This is a genomic window from Paenibacillus periandrae (assembly GCF_022458865.1).
In the GTDB taxonomy this organism is placed as follows: domain Bacteria; phylum Bacillota; class Bacilli; order Paenibacillales; family NBRC-103111; genus Paenibacillus_S; species Paenibacillus_S periandrae.
In genome coordinates this window covers 27737-49599 of record NZ_JAJNMU010000006.1, presented here as the reverse complement: position 1 = coordinate 49599, position 21863 = coordinate 27737, and the positions used below count along the sequence as shown (strand labels likewise).

Genomic DNA, 21863 nt, shown 5'->3' with positions numbered 1-21863 from the left:
GGGTTGAATAATTGTCTGTAATTATATAAAAAGGGAGAGAGAAAGCATGAAGGCAGTTATGGTGATGTTCGATTCCTTGAATAAACATATGCTCCCCCCTTACGGCTGCAATTGGGTTCATGCACCGAATTTTCAAAGATTGGCGGAGCGGTCCGTCACCTTCGACAACTGCTATGCGGGAAGCCTCCCTTGCATGCCGGCGCGCAGGGATTTGCATACGGGTCGATACAATTTTCTGCATAGAAGCTGGGGACCGCTCGAGCCGTTCGATGATTCCATGGTCGATTTGTTAAGTAAGAACGGAGTCTATACGCATCTGACTACTGATCACAATCATTACTTCGAGGACGGTGGCGCCACCTATCACACTCGCTACAACTCGTGGGAATTTGCCAGAGGCCAGGAGGGTGACCCGTGGAAAGGAAGCGTGAAGGACCCGGTAATTCCTGAAACCTTAAGCGGCCCGAAGCTGGGCGATTTATGGAGACAGGACTGGGTAAACCGCGAGCATCTGGACACGGAGGAGAAGCAGCCGTTGGCTGTCACGGTAGGCAGGGGCATTGAGTTCATCGAGCGTAATCACGATCAGGATCGCTGGTTTTTGCAAATCGAGGCGTTTGATCCGCACGAGCCTTTTTTCACTCAACGCAAATATAAGGACTTGTACCCGCACACTTACGAAGGCAAGCATTTTGACTGGCCCGATTATGGGGTTGTGAAGCAGCAGCCCGAAGAGGTGCAGCATGTCATCTATGAGTATGCCGCACTGGTGAGCATGTGTGACGCCTATCTCGGACGCATTATGGATACCTTCGACCGTTATGATCTGTGGAAGGATACGATGCTGATTGTGAATACAGATCATGGTTTTCTGCTCGGTGAGCACCGCTGGTGGGGCAAAAACATTCAGCCGTTCTATAACCAAATTGCCAACATACCGCTGTTTGTTTGGGACCCGAGAACACAAGTGGGCGGTGGACGGTCCGAAGCTTTGGTGCAATTGATAGATATGGGTCCAACGCTGCTTGATTTTTTTGCAGTAGATATTCCACCTGATATGCAGGGCAAACCGTTGAACGTACTTACCGATTCCGATGGGGACAGACCCCGCGAGGCCGTGTTGTTCGGGACGCACGGTGGTCACGTCAATTGCACGGATGGCCGCTATGTATACATGCGTGCCCCTATCCAGGAGGATAATGAACCGTTGTACGAATACACGCTGATGCCCACGCATATGCACACAAGGTTCGATCCGCGCGAATTTGCAGGGATGGAGCTGGCGGGTCCCTTTTCCTTCACCAAGGGTGCACAGGTTATGAAGATAAAAGGTAAAACCTATCTGAATCCTTATCGATACGGTAGCCTGCTATTCGATCTTCGTCAGGACCCGAAGCAGGAATCGCAACTGAATGATCCCGAGATTGAAGCGCGTATGCTGCGTCTGATGGCACGATTGATGCGTGAGCACGATGCGCCTGCGGAGCAGTTTGAACGGCTTGGTATGACGATGGAAGGTCAATCTGTAAGTTCACATAAGATCGAGTAAACTTTAAGAGATCAAAAACGGTCATCCTACGGCTAACTTTAATGCTGTTCACCTCCTTCAGTAAGCTCTAAGTTACCACTCAGTTGGAAATAATTCATGCGTTCGTACGAAGCCCCTAACTGACAGTCGAAGATTTAATCCTGGGTGAAAGAAAGGTCTATTGGTGAGGTTAAGGAGGAGAAAATAAAACAAAAAGTATGAGCTTTCACCAGGTGTTGTTTTCCAAAGGCTTTAACAATGAGCTGTCGCTTACCCGTGAACATATACACAATTAAATAAACGTACTTTCATACCCGCATGAAAAGCTTGTTGCGCTTAGACGAATGAAGTCATGCTTCATCGAACGCACCAAGCTTTTTTCTATCGTACAGCCCCCGGAGTTTAGTGGCTAGCCAAGCTCACAGCGCAGCTGCGTCGGTTTCTTTGACAGCAACCGGACTGCACGATTTACGAATCACCAATTGCGTATCGATCAAAGATTTGATCTTCACCGTATCCCCGTGCTCGATCATATCCAGCAGCTTGGAGACGGCAAGCTCCGCGATTGTGCTCTTTTCTACGTTAACGGTGGTCAATTCCGGTGTGATGATCGTGGATTCCTGGATGTTATCGAAGCCGACGATAGATATATCCTGAGGCACTCGAATACCCAACTCGTTCAAGGCTTTAATCACACTGACGGCGATATAATCACATTCGCAAAATAACGCGGTCGGCAAATCTTCCTTCAGCTCGGTTATTTTGTGCATAAACTCATCCTGCGCAGTGACGACTGTTGGGGATACCCCAAAATAGTGAGCTTTATCAACGGTTAGCTGATCCTCCTCCAAAGCCTGCAAAAAACCTCTCTTACGGGAATCAAAATTGTACATCCGCGAATTCGACTGAACGTACCCTATTTTTGAATGCCCAAGCTCCCGTAAATAACGTCCTGCCTGATAGGCCCCCATAACATTATTCATCACGATAAAATTCATATTCAACGTTTCGAGACAAGTGTCGAGCACGACCAGATTCGGCTGTTTTTTGGCGATCAGTTGAATTTGCTCCGGAGTCAGATTGGTACCGAGTAAAATAATCCCGTTCGATTCATGCTCGGTTTCCATCGTTTCCATCGCGTCCTCCAAATGGTCAGTGGTCACGGAGGAGAAGAACAAGGAGTATCCGCGGACACGGCACTGCTCCTCAATATGATGAATCAGCTCCATAAAAAAGGGCTGTTTATAATACTGCTCCAAGACGATCCCATTATTGGTGCAAGCGACAAAACGTAATGTTTTGGTTAAGCTGTAGAATTTGTCGGCCTTGATCATGGACCTTGGCATATAGCCGCTGTCCTTGACAATTTTCAAAATTCGGGTTCGTGTATCCTCACTAATGCCTGGTTTTCCACTAAGCGCTATCGAAACGGCTGATTTGGATACATTGGCCAGTTTAGCGATGTCCTCCATTTTCATGCTGTACTACACTCCTTCTAAATCACAGATGCATTTACTAAACTATTTTAGTTTACTACGACCTTGTTTATTTAACAAGTTTGAATTTTGTAGGGATGCTATTCGCTTCGTACACATTGTGTTATGGAGAGGTGGAAAAATAAACAAGTACAATATTTACATAGACAAGTTTAGTTAATTTGATAAAAAAGTTTATTTTGTATATTGACTCATCTAATAGCCGATGTTATGATTCGAGTGAGATTATCAGCTGGAAAATTCATCGAATAAAGCTGGATTATATCATTATTATCCGCAAATTGGTGAAAATTCAGAAACAAAGGAGGTTTATTTGAATAAAAAGATAACGCTTTCATATGTAATGTGAATGTGGGATGGGGATTAAACAAATTTAGTAATGATACTAAAGGAGGATATACAATGAACGTTAAAAAGAATACATCCTTGCTCGTTATGCTGGCCACTATAGCTTCTATGGTTGCTGCATGTACGCCAGGGGGAGGTGGATCTGCACCTGTAGAGACCAAACAGCCAGCAGCAGCAGGTACTGCACCAACTCCTACCAGTAATAAAAATGTTGAGCTGCGAATGATGTGGTGGGGCTCCCAAGCTCGTCATGATGCTACTTTAAAAGTGATTGATTTATTTGAGAAGAAAAATCCGAATATCAAAATAAATGGCGAATACATGGGCAGCGACGGGTATTTTGACAAATTAAATACTCAGGTTGCAGGTGGTAATGCGCCAGACCTGATCCAGCTCGGTAACAACTACCCGGATTATGTGTCCCGCTCGGCGCTTTTGGATATTAATCCTTATATGGGTAAAGAGATCAACGTGGATAACTTCGACAAGGGGAATATTGAATCCGGTGCGATGGATGGCAAGCAGTACGGCATTATTTTGGGATCTAATGCATTTGGTATTGCTTATAACACGGAGCTGATTAAAAAAGCCGGACTTCAGCCCCCAACAGGCAAGTGGACGTGGGAGGAGTTCGGTAAGTATGCTCAAGACTTGACCAAAGCGTTAGGCAAAGGCTATTACGGAGCTGTTGATGAATCAAGATTTCCATTATATCTGAACTATTTTGCCAGACAAACGAATAAAACCTTGTATAAGGATGGAAAGGCTGGTCTGGGCAAGGAAGATATCGCCAACTGGTTTACGTTATGGGATAACTATCGGAAGGCAGGCAGCACGCCTCCGGCCGAAGTCACAGCCGCTTATACAGAAGCACCGGAAAATTCTTCATTCGTCGAAGGCAAAACGGCGATGCACTTGATCTGGTCCAATCAAATAACAGCTTATCAAAAGCTGATGAAGGACGAAATCAATGTTGTTCTTCCGCCAACAGGAGGATCAGCACAAGGCTTGTGGCTGCAGCCAAGCCAGTTTCTGACGATTAATGCCAAATCGAAAAATCCGAAGGAAGCGGCGATGTTCATCAGCTTTATGGTTAACGATCCTGAAGCTACGATGATTCTTGGCAGCGAGCGCGGCGTACCAGGCTCCTCAAAAGCTCGGGATGCTTTAAAAGCGAGCGCAACACCTGTTGATAAAAAGGTTTATGATTATATCGACATCGCCTCCAAAAATTCACGAGTACCGGACAGAGAAATTCCAAATGGCAAAGAGTTTGAAACGACACTCATTAATATGAGCCAAAAGGTAGGTTTCGCCAAGGAAACAATCGACAATGCGGCTCAAGAAGTATTTGCAGCTGCGGAGAAAGCTATCGGGAAAAAGTAAACTAACTTGATGTGAGAATTCGGACTCGGATGAGGATGATCCGGGTTCGTCTCTGACACAGCTTACATTTAAGAGGTGAAACAATGAATCAGGCTACAGCAGCAGATAAGAGTGCTCCCAGCACCATAAGCAGGTATTGGGTGAAGCTCTGGAAGAAAAACAATGTGCCTTATATGTTCTTATTGCCATGGTTTATAGGCTTGTTCGCGCTGACTATTGGTCCAATGGTGAATTCCTTCTATTACTCACTAACGAAGTTTGATGTGATTTCCCCGCCGCAGTTTATCGGGTTTGACAATTACAAAACGATGTTCACGGCTGATCCGAGATTTTTTACTTCATTGAAGGTGACCTTTACTTATGTGTTTTTGTCTGTGCCCTTAAAGCTGGCCTTCGCTCTGATGGTTGCTGCGCTAATGAACAAGGGACTGCGAGGTCTCGGGTTTTACCGTACGCTGTACTATTTGCCCACCTTGCTTGGTGGCAGTGTGGCGATAGCGGTATTGTGGCGCAAAATATTCGGTGGCTCCGGTGTCGTCAATCAATTTCTTCTAATATTTAATATCCATGCACCGGACTGGGTATCCAATCCATCCTATGCACTGTACTCCATTGTCGCACTTTCCGTCTGGCAGTTCGGGTCCTCGATGATTATTTTTCTGGCTGGACTGAAGCAAATTCCGCAGGATTATTACGAGGCTTCGCAGATCGATGGAGCAGGCAAAATCAAGCAGTTTCTACACATCACATTGCCGCTGCTCACACCGGTTATCTTTTTTAATTTAGTTATTCAATTGATTGGTTCGTTTCAAGCCTTTACCCAATCCTTTATTATAAGCGGCGGGCTTGGAGGTCCCATGGACTCGACGTTGTTTTACACGCTGTACTTGTATATGAAGGGCTTTGCGTTCTACGAAATGGGCTATGCTTCCGCCATGGCGTGGGTGCTGCTCGTTATTATCGGCATTGTAACTGCTATACTATTCGGTTCATCCAAGTATTGGGTGCATTATGCGGACGGGGGGAAATAAGATGGCAGCTGCCAACCGAATCAACCGTTACCTGCTCCATGCTGTTATCCTCATCCTGGGACTGATTATGCTGTATCCGATTCTTTGGTTGATCAGCAGCTCCTTGAAGCCTGCAAATTTGATTTTTACCGATATGAGTTTGTGGCCTAAGGAAATCACTTTTGATAATTACATCAAAGGCTGGGCAGGGATTGCGCGCGTAAGCTTTTTAACCTTTTTTACGAATTCATTTATTATCTCGGCTTTATGCGTGGCAGGTAACCTCTTATCCTGTTCGATGGCGGCGTACTCGTTCGGCAGGCTTGATTTTTCCTGGAAAAAGGTATGGTTCTCGCTCATGCTGGTTACGATTATGCTGCCGCATCATGTGACGATCATTCCTCAATACATTTTGTTCAAAGAGCTGAACTGGATTGATACGTACTATCCATTAACCGTGCCGAAATGGCTGGCTACAGATGCATTTTTTATTTTTCTGATGGTTCAATTTATTCGTGGGCTTCCCAAGGAGCTTGATGAATCAGCAACAATTGATGGCTGCGGACGGACACAAATTTACTGGCGGGTTATTATGCCGCTGGCAGCACCTGCACTGATTACAACAGCGATTTTTACCTTTATCTGGACGTGGGATGATTTCTTTAGTCAATTGCTTTACATCAATACAGCCAAGTTATACACAATTCCGCTTGGTTTGCGGTTGTTTTTGGATTCATCCGGGGAGTCTGCCTGGGGCGTGTTGTTTGCGATGTCGGTATTGTCGTTGATTCCAAGCTTGATTATTTTCTTCAGCAGTCAGAAATATTTTGTTGAGGGGATCTCGACCTCGGGAATTAAAGGCTAGATTCGAACCATGAGGTATAGAGATAAAAACTAATTCGTATAGGAGTGATGGGTTATGAAATCGAGTCAGCTTGCTTCATCTACCGTTAAAATTGAATGCTGGAGCTTTATCGAGCTATCTTTGGAGGGTCCGAGTGACGGTAATCCCTTTAAGGAGGTTCGCTTGCAAGCACAGTTTCAGCATCAACAACGGGTCATCGATGTGGACGGCTTTTATGATGGAAATGGTGTGTACAAAATTCGCTTCATGCCGGATACCGAAGGGGAATGGACGTATTCGGTCAGCAGCAACATAGCGGTGTTGAACGGATCAGCAGGAGGTTTTGTATGTTCGGCAGCCTCAGTCGGAAATCATGGCCCTGTTCATGTTCGTGATATGGACCGGTTCGCCTATGCAGATGGAACCACCTACCGGCCTTATGGTACGACCTGCTATGTGTGGACACATCAAGAGGAAGCCTTGCAGGAGCAAACGCTGCAAAGCTTGAGTCATTCACCATTCAATAAAATCCGCATGTGCGTGTTCCCGAAGCGCTACAGCTTCAATACGAACGAGCCGGAGCATTTTCCGTTTGTTGGCTCCAAGACGGATGGATTTGATTGGACCCGCTTTAATCCGCTTTACTTCGATAAACTGGAACAAAGAATTGGGGAGCTGCAAAGGCTGGGTATCGAAGCGGATTTAATTCTCTTTCATCCCTATGATAATGGACAGTGGGGCTTTGATCGGATGGATGCTGAAACCGACGAGTTTTACTTGCGTTATGTGATCGCCCGATTGAGCGCATTTCGAAATATTTGGTGGTCACTCGCCAACGAATTTGATTTTATGAAAGAAAAAAAGCTGGACGACTGGGATCGCTTCTTCCGTATCGTACAGGAAAGTGATCCTTATCAGCACCTGCGTTCGATCCATAACGGAACGAAAATGTATGATCCTACCCATTTGACGATTTACGATCATACGAAGCCTTGGGTAACACATGTCAGTATGCAGTATTGGGAGCTATCGCCGACCACGGCTTGGCGCAAGCTTTACAGAAAGCCGATTGTTGTAGACGAGTGCTGCTATGAGGGGAACCTGCCGCAGCGTTGGGGCAATATTACGGGTGAAGATATGGCGGCGCGGATGTGGGATGGATTTATGCGTGGCGGGTATGTGGGACATGGGGAAACCTTCTTGCATCCCGATGAAATCGTATGGTGGTCCAAAGGGGGCCAGCTCTATGGGGACAGTCCGAAGCGAATTGCTTTCTTAAGGCAAATTTTTGATGCTTCTCCTGAGGGGATAACGCCTATCGAGACCTTCCGAGATGCTCCGACGCTCGGTATTGAGGGAGACTATTATTTACAATATTTTGGTGTTCACCGACCGGCCTATCGGGATCTTCCGCTGCCTGAAGAGTCATGCTTTCAAATCGAGGTCATTGATACATGGAATATGACTATAACTGCTTTAAATGGCGTTTACTCAGGTTTGACCCGTGTTAACATGCCTGCAACTCCATACATTGCATTACGGGCATACCGGGTAGAAAGGGTGGAGAACTAATTCATGAGAACATTCAAGCTGGGTTATGCGCCGACGAGAAGATTTGTGTTCAGCGCGGAGGATGCTTTTAAATATAAAGTCTTGATTCGTCAAAAGATGGAAAGCTTCGGACTTCCAATCGAAATTGTTGATTTGGAGGGCTTGAATAAGGAAGGCTTACTGTACGACGACCTGTATAATGCAGAAGAAATTATTAAGCATTTTCAACATCAGGAAGTAGATGCTGTGTTTTTCCCGCACTGTAATTTCGGAACGGAGGATATGGTCGGTCGTGTAGCCAAAGCGATTGGTAAACCGGTGCTGCTTTGGGGGCCGCGTGATGAAGCGCCGCTTGAGGATGGTATGCGTCTGCGGGATACGCAATGCGGCTTGTTTGCTACGGGTAAAATTTTGCGACGCTTCAATGTGCCGTTCACTTATATTACGAACAGTCGGGTTGACGACCCGGTATTTGAACGGGGCTTTCGTAATTTCGTGGCTGCAGCGAACGTAGTCAGGCATTTCCGCAGTATGCGGATTTTGCAAATTGGACCGAGACCGACTTCGTTCTGGACGATGATGTGCAATGAGGGCGAGCTGCTGGAGCGCTTCGGGATCGAGATTTATCCGATCACGCTGGAGGATATCAAACGCGCCTCCTTAAAGGCAGCAGCCAAGGATAGTCCTGAATTATTGGAAGCTATTCAATATATCAAAGAGAAGCTCGACTATACCGAGGTTGGCGAAGAGGCCGTCCGCAAAATTGCTGCATTAAAGGTTGCCATGAAAAACTATGCGATCCAGTCGAACTCCACCGCAATTGCGATTCAATGCTGGTCGTCGCTGCAGGATGCGATGGGAATCATGCCCTGTTTGGCAAATGCGATTCTAACAGATGAACAAATTCCGGTTACTTGTGAAACGGATATTCATGGAGCGATTACTTCCATTATGGTGCAGGCGGCTTCGATGAATGCGGCGCCTACGTTTTTTGCTGATTTGACGATCAGACATCCCGAAAATCCGAATGGCGAGCTGCTGTTCCACTGCGGGAACTTCCCGGTCTCGTTGAGTGTGGAGGAGAAGCCGAAGCTGCGTAAGCATTTTTTGTTTGATGATCATTCTCCGGGTACGCATGAAGGGGAAATAAAAGGCGGTGCCATGACGCTGGCACGGTTTGACGGGGACCATGGTGAATATTCGATTTTTCTCGGCAAAGCCAAAGGGATTGAAGGGCCTTACACTCGGGGCTCCTACGTTTGGGTGGAAGTGAATGATTGGCCGCTTTGGGAAGAAAAGCTGGTTAAAGGACCGTATGTGCATCATGCTGTCGGTATTCATCAGGACGTGATTCCTGTTTTATTCGAGGCCTGTACGTATATTCCGGGTTTGATTGCAGATCCGGTTGATCCGACGGTTAGTGAAATTCAGTCCTGGCTGCGTGGGAACGAGTGGAAGTGACGGGGAAATCCGGTGAATAGATATCGCTGCACGGCCAAATATCCTTACGATCGCTGTTGTTTCCGTATTTTTTGATTATATAGAATATTTAGCGGTAAAAGTACGGAAACAAAGGCGAGCGCTGACGCTTCTCCAGGATCATTTGGCCGCTCCGCTAGTTATTCACCGGATTCCCGTATATAAAAAGGAGTGTAGAGAAAATGAGTGCAAACCATACGAGGGCAAGCAAGATGAGCATCAATGATTTAAAGCGCAAAGCGGTTCAAATTCGCATGGATCTGCTGCAAATGGTATACGACGCGAAGACAGGTCATACAGGGTCATCCTTGTGCAACACGGACATTTTGACCGCGCTGTATTACCATGTGATGAATGTGGATGCGGCTCGACCTCAATGGGAGGATCGTGATCGTTTTATAGCAAGTAAAGGTCATGCAGTCGAATCATTGTATTGCATACTCGCGGACAAGGGCTTTTTTCCCAAGGAGGAGCTGAAAACCTTTAGCCGTTTTGGCTCGCGGTTAATCGGGCATCCGAATAATAAAGTACCTGGTGTCGAGATGAATACAGGTGCGCTTGGGCATGGCTTATCGATATCGGTTGGTATGGCCAAGGCAGCCAAGATGGACGGCAAAGCTTATCGTGTCTTTACTTTGATGGGGGACGGGGAGCAGGCCGAAGGCTCGGTTTGGGAAGCGGCGATGGCTGCGGCTCACTACAAGCTGGATAATCTGGTCGGCTTTATCGACCGCAATAAGCTGCAAATCAGCGGCAGTACGGAGGATGTCATGGGGCTTGAGCCGTTGGATGAGAAATGGAGCAGCTTCGGCTGGGATGTTATTCAGGTTAACGGCAACGACATCGCGGAGCTGTGTGAGGTTCTTCATCAAGGACCGTGTGTAGCAGGCAAACCAACGCTCATTATGGCAAATACGATCAAGGGCAAAGGGGTGTCCTTCGCCGAAAATGTACCGCATTGGCATCATCATGTGCCAACTGATTCCGAGCTGGAGCTCGCTTTGGCTGAATTAACTGAAGAATTGAAGGTGATCGGACATGAATAAAATCGCTAATCGACAAGTGATATGTGAAACCTTATTGGATCGGGCCAGACAGGATCGGGATATCGTGCTGCTCGCCAGCGATTCAAGAGGCTCGGCGTCGATGGCGCCTTTTGTCAAGGAGCTGCCAGATCAATTCGTTGAAACCGGAATCGCCGAGCAAAATATTGTCGGAATCGCTGCGGGTTTGGCTGCCAGCGGCAAGAAGCCATGGGTCACCTCCCCGGCCTGCTTTCTCAGCATGCGTGCCATAGAGCAGGTAAAGGTTGATGTCGCATACTCGGGTACGGACGTTAAGCTTATTGGTATCAGTGGCGGGGTTAGCTATGGAGCACTGGGCATGTCTCATCATTCCCTTCAGGACATCGCGGTGACACGCGCCATTCCCGGCCTAACGATCATCCTGCCTGCTGACCGTCACGAAACGAAGAAAATGACCGAAGCACTTGCCGCCCATAAGGGAGGGGTTTATGTAAGAATCGGACGAAATCCTGTTCAGGATTGCTACGAGTCTGACGATTATCCTTTTGAAATTGGCAAGGCCGTTACGCTTCGTGAAGGTACGGATATCACCCTTATTGCGGCCGGAGAAACCGTACGTGTTGCACTGGATACATCGGATGCACTCGCCCAGCAGGGCATTAGCTGCCGGGTCATCAACATGCATACGATCAAACCGCTGGATACGGAAGTAATTATCAAGGCCGCTCAGGAAACAGGTCGTATCATTACGGTTGAGGAGCACAGTGTATTCGGAGGATTAGGCGCAGCCGTTGCCGAGGTCGTCGTGCAGAACTACGCAGTTCCGATGAAAATTATTGGCATACCGGACGAACCGGCCATCACGGGCAATACAGCTGAGGTGTTCAACCATTACGGGATACATGTGGACGCCATCCGCTCCATTGCTGTCCATATGGTTAACCGAGTGTGAGGAGCTTGCGCTATGGAGGATAACGAGACCTTACAGGGTCATCAAGCTTTCAACAAGCAGTATGATCACACTTATATATTGGCAGTCGATCAAAGCACATCGGGCACCAAAACCTTATTGATTGACAAGTCAGGCAGTGTCGTCAGCAAATATGCAATTGAGCATGCCCAAATCTATCCGCAGCCCGGTTGGGTCGAGCATGATCCGATGGAGATTTATCTGAATGTAGTCCATGCGATCAAGGAGATTATAAGCAGAAGTGGGATTTCTACAAGACAAATCGCAGCTATCACGATTACGAATCAACGTGAAACGGCGGTAGTTTGGGATTCGGCAACAGGGCTTCCGATATATAATGCGATTGTGTGGCAATGCCGCAGAACCGCTGATCTATGCGCAGAATTGAAGGAACAGGGCAACGAGCCTCAGGTCAAAGCCAAAACAGGTCTTGTTCTTGATCCTTATTTCTCGGCCAGCAAATTTCGCTGGATCTGTGATCAAGCAGCCCGGCAGCATGCTGGTGGCAATGAGCAAAAACCGCAGCTGCTCGCGGGTACGATCGACAGTTGGTTAATCTGGAAGCTGACCGGTGGAGCTGTTCACGCAACAGACTACACGAATGCAAGCCGGACCTCATTGTTTAATATTTATACACTTCAGTGGGATAAAGAATTAATCGAGCTATTCGGTGTAGGTAATCTTAAGCTCCCTCAGGTCAAATCAAGTAATGAGATTTATGGCTATACGGCAGCTCCTGAGCTATTCGCCGATTCCATTCCGATCTCAGGTGTTATCGGGGATTCACATGCTGCGCTATTCGGGCAGTTGTGTCACCGGCCAGGTATGGCCAAAGCTACCTATGGGACGGGTACCTCGGTGATGATGAATATTGGAGATAAGCCGGTACCACCAGTGAATGGCTTGGTTACGGCAATAGCCTGGGGAATTAATGGCAAGGTGGAATATGCGTTGGAAGGGATCATCCACTGTACGGGCGATTGCTTGAAGTGGGTACGTGATCAGCTGGGACTGTTTACGGATTATTCGGAAGCAGAGACTCAAGCAGCTGCACTTGCAGATAATGAGGGCGTATACTTGGTTCCGGCTTTTGTCGGACTTGGAGCACCCTATTGGGTTCCAAATGCCCGAGCGGCTATTGTTGGTCTGAGCCGGAGTAGTGACAGGAGACATATCATCAGAGCGGCGCTGGAAAGTATTGCTTACCAAGTGCGCGATACGATCACATTAATGGAGGCAGAGTCTGGTGTCCCCATTGTGGAGCTGCGAGTGGACGGAGGCGCCGCTGGAAACCGGCTGCTGATGCAGTTTCAGGCGGATATGCTGCAGGCACATATCGTAAAACCGTCCATTGCAGAGCTGTCTGCTATCGGATCGGCGTTTCTCGGTGGGCTGTGCATCGGCTATTGGAGCAGCATAGAGGAGCTGCACAAATTGGCTCAAGTGCCAATCGTGTATGCACATAAGATGGATAAACAAGTGAGCGATGTCTTTCATGAGGGCTGGAAAAAAGCGGTTCAATCGGTTATTTTCTGATCAGGGATAGTGACAATGCAAAGGAAGTGAACAAAACAGGATATGGAACCTATCAATCAGGTTGAATGCTGGGGCATCTTTGAGCTTGCCTTGCCTTCTGTGGCGAGTGTGCCTGGAGGAGAGCTTGCAGGAAAGGTTATCTTTTCAAAAGGCAGCCGTGTAAGGGAAGTGGATGCCTTTATCGATAACTCAGGTGGGTATCGGGCTCGTTTTATGCCGGATGAACAAGGTGAATGGCTATATCAAATAAACAGCGACTCTATGGATTACGAGAAAGGGTATGGCAGTGGTCGCCTCTACTGTACCGCGCCCTTAGAGGGAAATCTCGGACCTGTTCGCGTTGTTAATGATAAGGATTTTTGCTACGCAGATGGCACGCCGTATTATCCGTTCGGTACGACTTGCCTGAACGGGTTTAGGCGTGAGCATATGGAAGCGACTTTGGCGTCAATGGCAACCGCTCCATTTAATAAAGTTCGAATTTCCCTGGACAGCAGCTTTGTTGATTTCACCGTTCTTGAGGAAGTGCTTGTCCGTCTTATGGAACTCGGTGTGCAAGCTGAGCTGCTGCTGGACTGTGGGTCTGGAGAGCCGCAGTCTGCGGCTTTTGTAGAGCATGTTGTCATCAGACTGGCGGCATACCGCAATATTTGGTGGTCGCTGTATCTCCATGGAGAGCATGCTTCATTGGAGTTCAACAAGCTGGAGCTTCTTCGTATTTTGGAAGAGCGTGATCCTTACCATCATCTTATAACGATCCATAGCGACACTCCAGAAAGGGATTATGGGTATAGGAGCCTGACTCATGTCAGTCTGCAGGGTATGGATCCCAGTCAAGTTGCCTATTATGCCAGATTACATCGTAAGCCCATACTGATGGAAGTGTGCGGATGTGAAGGAGATGCACCCACGCTATGGGGGAGTTTGCCTGGTGAGGAAATGGTCAACCGCGTCTGGGAAAGTGTATGCAGAGGCGGATATGCCGGACATGGTGAGATGTTTCTCCAGCCGGAGGGTCACAGTTGGCATCACGATGGCGGCTCCTTGCAGGGCTCTGCTGTCACGAGAATTGCTTTTTTGCGCAGCATTTTGGAAGAGGCTCCGCTTGGGCTTCGTTATATGCCGGTTTTTTATGATGCGGCAACGATTGGCTGCGAAGGGGAGTATTATTTGCAATATTGTGGTATTCACAGATTTCCTTTCAGAGAGCTGTATTTACCTGAGGGTCGCTATAACGTAGAGATCATTGATGTGTGGAATATGACGGTTACAGCTGTAGCAGGTATTTGTGAACAACATGTAACAGTGAAGCTGCCTACGCTTCCTTTTCATGCCCTGCGCATACGCAGATGGCACCCGCAGGAACCCAAATCCATCAAGAAATACGATTTATCCTTACAAGGCTCAGGTAGTACAAGCTTCATTACCGATACACAGAGTTCAGAGATACGCGATGCCGAACAGAATGACAACTATACGACAGATCGATCCAAGAAGGATCATGCACAGAGGTAAATAGAGGCTAGATCGGAGATGGTGAGATGTTCAGCAAGGATGCAATCGGTATGGCTGCTGATACACTGGAATGCTGGGGACGGTTTGAGCGCAGCTTTCACGGACCGGCTGACGGGAATCCCTTTCAAGAAATCACGTTTCAAGCGGAGTTCAGGCATCATAATCGGGTGGTGAAAACAGAAGGCTTTTACGATGGCGGCGGTGTATACAAGCTTCGATTTATGCCTGATGCGGTAGGAGCCTGGAGCTATGTGACGTTCAGTAATTGCAAAGAGCTGGACGCTCAACGTGGACAATTACAGGTGTCAGCTCCCGTTGGAATGAACCGCGGGCCGGTAAGGGTGAAGGATGCATACAGGTTTACTTATAGCGATGGTACACCGTACCTGCCTTTTGGCACGACGCTGTATCATTGGTTTCATCATGGGGATGAGGAGCAGGAGCGGACAACCTTGGCCACACTCACTGCGTCACCCTTCAATAAGGTTCGGATGTGCATACTGCCAACTGGAGAGATGAAGCCTTCTATGCTTGCCTTTGCCGGTAATAGGGAGCAGGGGGTCGATATACAGCAGTTTAACCCGGATTTTTTTGCGCATATGGAAAAAAGACTTGATGATTTGCAGCAGCTTGGCATTGAGGCCGATATGATTTTGTTTCATCCGTACGACCAAGGCGTATGGGGCTTTGAGCAGCTGGAGCCAGAGGTAGAAGAAGCTTATCTGCGGTATGTGATAGCCCGGCTCTCTTCATATCGCAATGTTTGGTGGTCGATTGCGAACGAGTTTGATTTTAATATACATAAATCCATGAGTGATTGGGATCGGTTATTGCAAACCGTACAGCGTTTGGATCCCTACAGTCATTTGCGCTCCATCCACAATGGAACCAAGATGTACGATTATGAACGGACAGCCTTTTATGATTACACCAAGCCTTGGATAACACATCAAAGCATTCAGCATTGGGACACTTCATGGACAACAAGCTGGCTGGATAGGTGCGGCAAGCCGGTCGTTATTGATGAATGCTGTTATGAAGGCGATTCGATTCGCAGATGGGGAAATATCTCAGGTGAGGAGCTGCTGCGGAGAATTTGGGAAAGTCAGATCCGGGGCGGGTACGCGTCGCATGGTGAAGCTTACGAAGGTCAAGGGGGCGGTACCTGGATTTCCCGCGGCGGTACGCTAATGGGGGAGAGTCCGAAACGAATTCAATTTTTACGCGAATTGATGGAAGCGGGTCAAGCAGATTTGTGGGAGCTGGAGAGTGAACGCACCTGCTTCTGGATTTATTTAGGGCTTAGCCGTCCCGGCTATTGGGAACTACAGCTTCCCGAGCATCGGGCCTTCCACATCGATCTTATTGATACTTGGGATATGCAGGTTGAGAGGCTTCCTCATACGTATTACGGAAGCTGCAAGGTTACACTTCCGGGTAAATCATACTTAGCACTTCGGATTACTGCTGTTTCGTAAAGCGTGAAGAGGACTTGCAGGCAAATTTAGGGTACAATAGGGAGGGAAAATTTAATCGAGGAATGGAGTGGTTCTTTTGGAAAGCTCAAGCTATGTGATTTATTTGGGTTCCTATACGGGAAAGGAATTACCTGGCATTTTTGCGTACCGGTTTGACGAGGATACGGAGCAGCTAACTTTTATTGAATCCGTTGATGGCCTGAAGGACCCGACCTTCATTAAGGTCAGTGACAAGCATAAGATGCTCTATTCCTTTACGCAGGCTTATGAAGGGCAGCCAACATCGGTCATTTATGCTTATCGGATTGACGAGACTACGGGCAAATTGACATTGGCAGGCAGTCAGAATGGGGCAGACAAATCGGCAACCCATATTAATACGGATCTTGGCGAGCAGTTCCTGATGACAGTCAGCTATGGAGAAGGCAATGTTTCCTTGTTCAAGCTGCAGGGTGATGGGAATATTGGCGAGCTCTGCGGAAGCATGCATCATAATGGTGGGAGCGGCGTTGTTGCCGATCGTCAGGACACTGCTCATCCGCATTCGATTTATCCGGACCCGTCTGATCAATTCGTCATTGTTCCCGATCTCGGACTGGATAAAATTATGGTGTACCGTTTGGATCGCCAAGGGGCTAGATTGGTGCTTCACGACGAGGTTGCTGTCAACCCTGGGGCAGGCCCGCGCCATTTTGCCTTTCATCCGACCGGCAGCTTTGCTTATGTCATTGAAGAGCTTAGCTCCACGATCACAGTGTTCTCCTATGAGCGTCTGATCGGCAAGCTGCTTCCGCTTCAAACCGTGAACACATTGCCTGAAGGTTTTGTGGGAACCAGCTCTACAGCTGAAGTTCAGATTTCTCCTTGCGGCCGTTACCTATACGGCTCGAATCGTGGGCATGACAGCATCGTTGTGTTTGCCATCGACCCGCTTAGCGGTAAGCTGAGCCTGCTTCAGCATACGTCCACTCTGGGCAAGCATCCTCGTCATTTCAGCCTGACGCCAAGCGGACGATTCCTGATCGCAGCCAATAAAGATTCGGATTCGGTATACTGGTTCAAGGTGGATCCAGACAGCGGCAAGCTGACGCCAACCGGACAACAGATTACGATGCCTCAACCAACCTGCGTACGTTTCCATAAGCTTCCCTAGTTCAATGATACTATTCAGGATACACGGATTTTACATAAGAGCTGGTCTCCCTTGTTAATAAGGGGGATCGGCTTTTTTATTATTTTAAAGCGCTTCATCCGACTGATTTCTGCCATATTCGGATGTACACCGATGCTCATTAGATTTGTTTTTACACCCGTGAACCCTTGATATTGCTGGGATTAGAGGTAGATTGCAACAAGTTAAATAAAGAGGATTGTCTGTAATGGGGCATGGCGATATACTCGGCTTACATGAAGCAGCAACCAGCAGTTTCATCCGATTAGCAGATGGGCATATTTGCAAAACTTAGTAGGAAAAGGGGTAATGGTTTAATGAACAGGACACCTAGGCAATGGTTTGCAGCAGTCGGGACGATTACAATGGCGATGGGGGTATTGGCTGGCTGTGGAGGAGATCAACCGGCCAGTAAGACAACAGAAGGAGCTAAGCCTGCTGCTGATACAAAAGCGGCAGATGCCAAACCGTTAGAGATTTCTATGGTGATTACGCAGGTTGGGGACATTCCAACCAAGGGAAACACGATTGAACAAGCGATTGAGAAATATACCAATACCAAGCTAAGCTTTCAATGGGTACCAACCTCGACGTACGATGAAAAAATCAATGTGATGATTGCCTCCAATGAAATGCCCAAAATCATGAAGGTTAACTATGTTCCGACGATCATCAACACCATTCAGGGCGATCAATTCTGGGAAATCGGACCTTTACTGAAGGACTACAAAAACCTGGCTGCACAAAATCCGCAATATTATGAAAACATTAAAGTCGACGGCAAGCTGTACGGGATTCCAACCTATCGTGAAATCGGTAGAAGTGCGTTGATTTTCCGCAAAGATTTGCTGGATGCCAACGGCTTGAAAATGCCGAAAACTTTGGATGAATGGTACAACATTGTGAAAACGTTAACATTAGATGATCCTGATAAAAATGGAAAAAATGATACGTATGGACTCATGCTGGATAAAAAATACAATGACGGCAATAACTCCGTCCTGACAAGAATGGCAGTAAGCCAGGGCGGGGTTAACCGATGGGGCGTGGACAGCAGTGGAAAGTTTACTCCGGAATTCATAACTCCGCAATTTATAGATACATTGAAGCTGTTCAGGAAGCTGTATGGGGAAAAGTTGATCAATCAGGACTTCCCGGCTTTGGATAGCACAGAAATGGATAAGCAGTTTGAAGCCGGCCGTGCGGTCATCAAGATCAATGGTTTGGCTACCAATGCGGCTAACATTCAGGACCGGATTGTTAAAACTATAAGCACAGCCCAAATGGATATTACACCGTGGGAAGGACCGTCAGGTCCGCGTGTCGCAGGCCAAACAGGCAACAATGGATTCTTAGTATTTCCCAAATCGTCAGTCAAAAATGAAGCAGAGCTGAAGCAATTGCTGACGTTCCTTGATAAATTGATGGATAAGGACATGTCACTCCTGCAAAAACGCGGCATTGAAGGCGTTCACCATAAGAAAGTTGCCGATGGCTTTGTCGAGTGGACAGATCTGACGCTCTTTAATCGGGAAGTGAAGCCTTACCGCGATAATCTGATCAACTTTGAAACCTATAACGTGCCGCCGCTCAAGGACACGGATCTGGCAATGAAGGGCTATAAGATGGAGCCTGACAATCTTAAGTACTCCGTAGCCAATCCGGCACTGACGTTAAGCTCCCAAACCTACTCGGAACGCGGCAAGGAGCTGGATACGCAAATCGCAGATGCACAAACCAAATACATTGTAGGTAAAATTGATGACGCCGGCTGGGCGGATGAAGTGGCTAAATGGCGCAAGGCAGGCGGCGACAGCCTGATCAAGGAATACGAAGCGGCTTATGCAAAAAATAAGAAATAATCGTGAAACGATACATGTATAGTAGAACCAGGTCGGACAAATGAGGCAGTCATTCATGTAAGCTCAAAAAACCTTGCCTTTGGTAGGGTTTTTTGGGCATGTTAAGCTTGTATTATGTTAAAATGGGAAGTGAAGTAATTACGAAGAAAAGGAGGCAATCGCCTGATGCCCAAATTTTTGCTGCGTCTGCTTGGCTTCAGTTTTATACTCGCAGCAATTCCTGTCATTTCAATCGGTCTGATTTCTTACTATATTGCTTCTGGCGATATTGAGGAAAAAGTCAAGGAAGGCAATATGCAGGTGCTTTTGCAAACACAAATGCGCGTAGAGCAGGTTTTGAAAACGCTGGAGTTTACTTCCCTGCAATATTTAAATTCTCCGCTAGTTATGGAATCGATGAACAAGGACCTGAGTATAGACGACTTTTCCGAAATTCGGGATTTATCCAAGGGTCTATATAATTTGCAAACGTTTACCGGCATACGTGAAGCTTATCTGGTCAATTTGCAAAAGGATTGGTTGGTCAGCTTCACCATTTTTCGCCAATTCAGCACATTTACGGACCACGCGCGGATGGCTTCGTACGCCCAGTACCCTAACAGCTTATTCTGGATGACAGGTAATCTTGTGAACAATGAAGCCCAAACCAGCTCGACAGAAGCAACCTCCGAGGGAGCAAATAGTAGTTCCAAGGTTATCAGGATGATCTATAAGATACCTATTCCAACGAAGGGACAGCCCAAGGGACTGTTGATTGTGGAAATTGCCAACAGTGAGCTCAAGGAACTGTTATCCTCCAATGCCAAGCTGGGCGAAGTGTTCCTGGTGAATCGCGACGGATACGATTTTCTGGCCGAAGGCAATACGTCTGACAGTAACCGTGCCATTCATGCCTTGGTAGCTGAACGTATCATCGCGACCAATGAGGAGAACGGCTTTTTTAACGCGGATGTGAATGGTCGCACGCTGGGTATTACCTTCCGAGCTTCACCCTATAATGGCTGGATGTATGTTTCTGCTGTTTCGATTAAGGATATTACCCAGCAATCACGTAAAATCGCCTGGATTACGTTTATTGCGTGTTCGGTCATCTTTCTGCTGGTTGCGCTATTTGCTCTGTATGGGAGTCGGAAGATGTATTCTCCGATTAAACGGCTGTTTGAGTTCACAAAGGAAATTGAAGTTGAAGATCAGGATAACAAAGATGAATTCTTATCGATTGAAAAAAGATTCAGTACCTTGTTCAGTACGGAGAGAAAGCTGCAGCAGCAGGTTATCGGTCAATTCAGCCAACTGAAGGAATTTTTTATGCTAAAGCTATTTGCGGGTCAGCTGTCGGATAGTGAATTTGCCTATCGCTCGCAAATTTTCGGATTTCCTACGGAGTGGAAGCGGCTTGGTGTATTGGCCGTACAGATCGATTCCTTGCAGGAAACGCGTTATCAGGAGCACGATAAGGAGCTGCTGCTGTTCGCGATCAATAATATTGCAGGTGAAATTATTTCCAAGGAGGAGCGGTTCAGCCCGATTCTGCTGAATCAATCCCAGGTCACGCTGCTGCTCAGTTCCTACGAGCATGAGGCACAGCTGAAGCAGCAATTTTATACGATTGCAGAGCAGATTAAAGCCAAGGTGCATGAATTTTTGCAGCTCCCCGTCAGTATCGGGATCAGTCGGCCTTTTGAACGTGTCACACAATCGGTTCTGGCTTATGGAGAATGTCTGGAGGCATTGAAGTGCAGGATGAGTTTGGGACAAGAGATCATCATTCATTACGAGGATATCGATGCCGGCAAGAAAATGATGGAGGTCACGGTGTATACGCAGCTGAAGCTGATGGAGGATCAGCTGGGGAACGCATTGAAGGCCGGCGATCAGGCAGCCGTGGATGGGATTTTTGATAAATATATCGCAGCGATTGTCGAGAAAGGGATTCATTTCAATGAGTACCCGGTACTGATGATGCAGCTTATTGCCAAAGTGTTTCATTTGGTGCAGGAGCAGGGCGGCTCGGTTAAACAAGTGCTTGGCAAAAAAGCAACAATCGAGCATTTTCTCAAGCTGACTACGCTGGAGTCGATCATACAGTGGTTTAAAACAGAGCTGTTCGAGCCCATCATCAGTTTCTCAGTTCAACAGGCGGAATCGCAATATATGAATATCGCTAATCAGATGGTCAAGCTGGTGCATGAACGTTATGATCAGGAGATTTCCCTGGAGGGATGCGCTTCGATTTTGAATTTTCATCCTGTCTATTTAAGTCGTGTATTCAAAAAAGAAATGAAGGTCAATTTCAGTGAATACCTGGCTGAGTACCGGATGACCATAGCCAAGAACTGGCTGGAAAACACATCCTGGAAGGTTTCTGAAATCGCCGAGAGATTAAATTATACGAACACGACGGCATTTATTCGTACCTTCCGCAAGGTTGTAGATATGACCCCGGGACAGTATCGGGATCAATACAACAAGGATTTGTGAGGCGTACGCTGGACGGTCGATTCATACGCTCATATCAAGTTGGGATAGAACCGGACTGATCTGCAGTCCGGTTCTTCGCTATGGCTCGGTAATAAATTAATGAGAAGTGGAAGGAATACAAATGTGAAGGTCGAATATTTAATTGCTTTATGTACACGTGTTCATTAATAAAAGAAGGGTGAT

The 21863-nt window shown here is 47.2% G+C and carries 15 protein-coding genes; 14 read left to right on the top strand and 1 reads right to left on the bottom strand.

Annotation, left to right across the window (positions count from 1 at the left end; translation table 11 throughout):
• Positions 1 to 46: 46 nt before the first annotated feature.
• Positions 47 to 1549: a sulfatase gene (locus LRL21_RS11155; RefSeq protein ID WP_240415856.1), complete on the top strand. Its 1503-nt coding sequence runs from the start codon at positions 47 to 49 to the stop codon at positions 1547 to 1549.
• Between the two features lie 398 nt (positions 1550 to 1947).
• On the opposite strand, the gene LRL21_RS11150 is transcribed toward LRL21_RS11155, so the two are convergent.
• Complete coding sequence (locus LRL21_RS11150) at positions 1948 to 3006, bottom strand: LacI family DNA-binding transcriptional regulator (RefSeq protein WP_240415855.1); 1059 nt, start codon at positions 3004 to 3006, stop codon at positions 1948 to 1950.
• Positions 3007 to 3426: 420 nt separating this feature from the next.
• Here LRL21_RS11150 and LRL21_RS11145 point away from each other — a divergent pair, with 420 nt between their 5' ends.
• The 13 genes from LRL21_RS11145 to LRL21_RS11085 all read left to right on the top strand — a co-directional run bounded on the left by LRL21_RS11145 (position 3427) and on the right by LRL21_RS11085 (position 21680).
• Positions 3427 to 4758: an ABC transporter substrate-binding protein gene (locus LRL21_RS11145; RefSeq protein ID WP_240415854.1), complete on the top strand. Its 1332-nt coding sequence runs from the start codon at positions 3427 to 3429 to the stop codon at positions 4756 to 4758.
• A gap of 173 nt (positions 4759 to 4931) precedes the next feature.
• On the top strand, positions 4932 to 5789 hold the full coding sequence (locus LRL21_RS11140) for a carbohydrate ABC transporter permease (protein WP_240416129.1): 858 nt from the start codon (positions 4932 to 4934) through the stop codon (positions 5787 to 5789).
• Position 5790: 1 nt separating this feature from the next.
• Entirely contained in the window at positions 5791 to 6633 is an 843-nt protein-coding gene (locus tag LRL21_RS11135; RefSeq protein ID WP_240415853.1) for a carbohydrate ABC transporter permease, read from the top strand.
• Positions 6634 to 6687: 54 nt separating this feature from the next.
• A complete protein-coding gene (locus tag LRL21_RS11130; RefSeq protein WP_240415852.1) occupies positions 6688 to 8184 on the top strand; it encodes a DUF5060 domain-containing protein in 1497 nt (498 codons plus the stop codon).
• 3 nt (positions 8185 to 8187) lie between these two features.
• Positions 8188 to 9624 carry an L-fucose/L-arabinose isomerase family protein gene (locus LRL21_RS11125; protein ID WP_240415851.1) on the top strand — a complete coding sequence of 479 codons (1437 nt, stop codon included), beginning with the start codon at positions 8188 to 8190 and terminating at the stop codon, positions 9622 to 9624.
• A 230-nt stretch (positions 9625 to 9854) separates the two neighbouring features.
• Positions 9855 to 10688 (top strand): transketolase, encoded by an 834-nt coding sequence (locus tag LRL21_RS11120; protein WP_240416128.1) that lies wholly within the window; start codon positions 9855 to 9857, stop codon positions 10686 to 10688.
• Positions 10681 to 11619 (top strand): transketolase family protein, encoded by a 939-nt coding sequence (locus tag LRL21_RS11115; protein WP_240415850.1) that lies wholly within the window; start codon positions 10681 to 10683, stop codon positions 11617 to 11619. The genes LRL21_RS11120 and LRL21_RS11115 overlap by 8 nt, the downstream gene beginning before the upstream one ends.
• Before the next feature lie 12 nt (positions 11620 to 11631).
• Positions 11632 to 13173 (top strand): glycerol kinase GlpK, encoded by a 1542-nt coding sequence (gene glpK / locus LRL21_RS11110; RefSeq protein WP_240415849.1) that lies wholly within the window; start codon positions 11632 to 11634, stop codon positions 13171 to 13173.
• A 42-nt stretch (positions 13174 to 13215) separates the two neighbouring features.
• The gene (locus tag LRL21_RS11105; protein ID WP_240415848.1) at positions 13216 to 14688 is read left to right on the top strand and encodes a DUF5605 domain-containing protein; all 1473 of its coding nucleotides are present in this window, start codon (positions 13216 to 13218) and stop codon (positions 14686 to 14688) included.
• Between the two features lie 26 nt (positions 14689 to 14714).
• On the top strand, positions 14715 to 16166 hold the full coding sequence (locus tag LRL21_RS11100) for a DUF5060 domain-containing protein (protein ID WP_240415847.1): 1452 nt from the start codon (positions 14715 to 14717) through the stop codon (positions 16164 to 16166).
• A gap of 76 nt (positions 16167 to 16242) precedes the next feature.
• The gene (locus LRL21_RS11095) at positions 16243 to 17319 is read left to right on the top strand and encodes a lactonase family protein (protein WP_240415846.1); all 1077 of its coding nucleotides are present in this window, start codon (positions 16243 to 16245) and stop codon (positions 17317 to 17319) included.
• Positions 17320 to 17654: 335 nt separating this feature from the next.
• On the top strand, positions 17655 to 19199 hold the full coding sequence (locus tag LRL21_RS11090) for an extracellular solute-binding protein (RefSeq protein WP_240415845.1): 1545 nt from the start codon (positions 17655 to 17657) through the stop codon (positions 19197 to 19199).
• Between the two features lie 165 nt (positions 19200 to 19364).
• Positions 19365 to 21680 (top strand): helix-turn-helix domain-containing protein, encoded by a 2316-nt coding sequence (locus tag LRL21_RS11085; protein WP_240415844.1) that lies wholly within the window; start codon positions 19365 to 19367, stop codon positions 21678 to 21680.
• Positions 21681 to 21863: the final 183 nt, after the last annotated feature.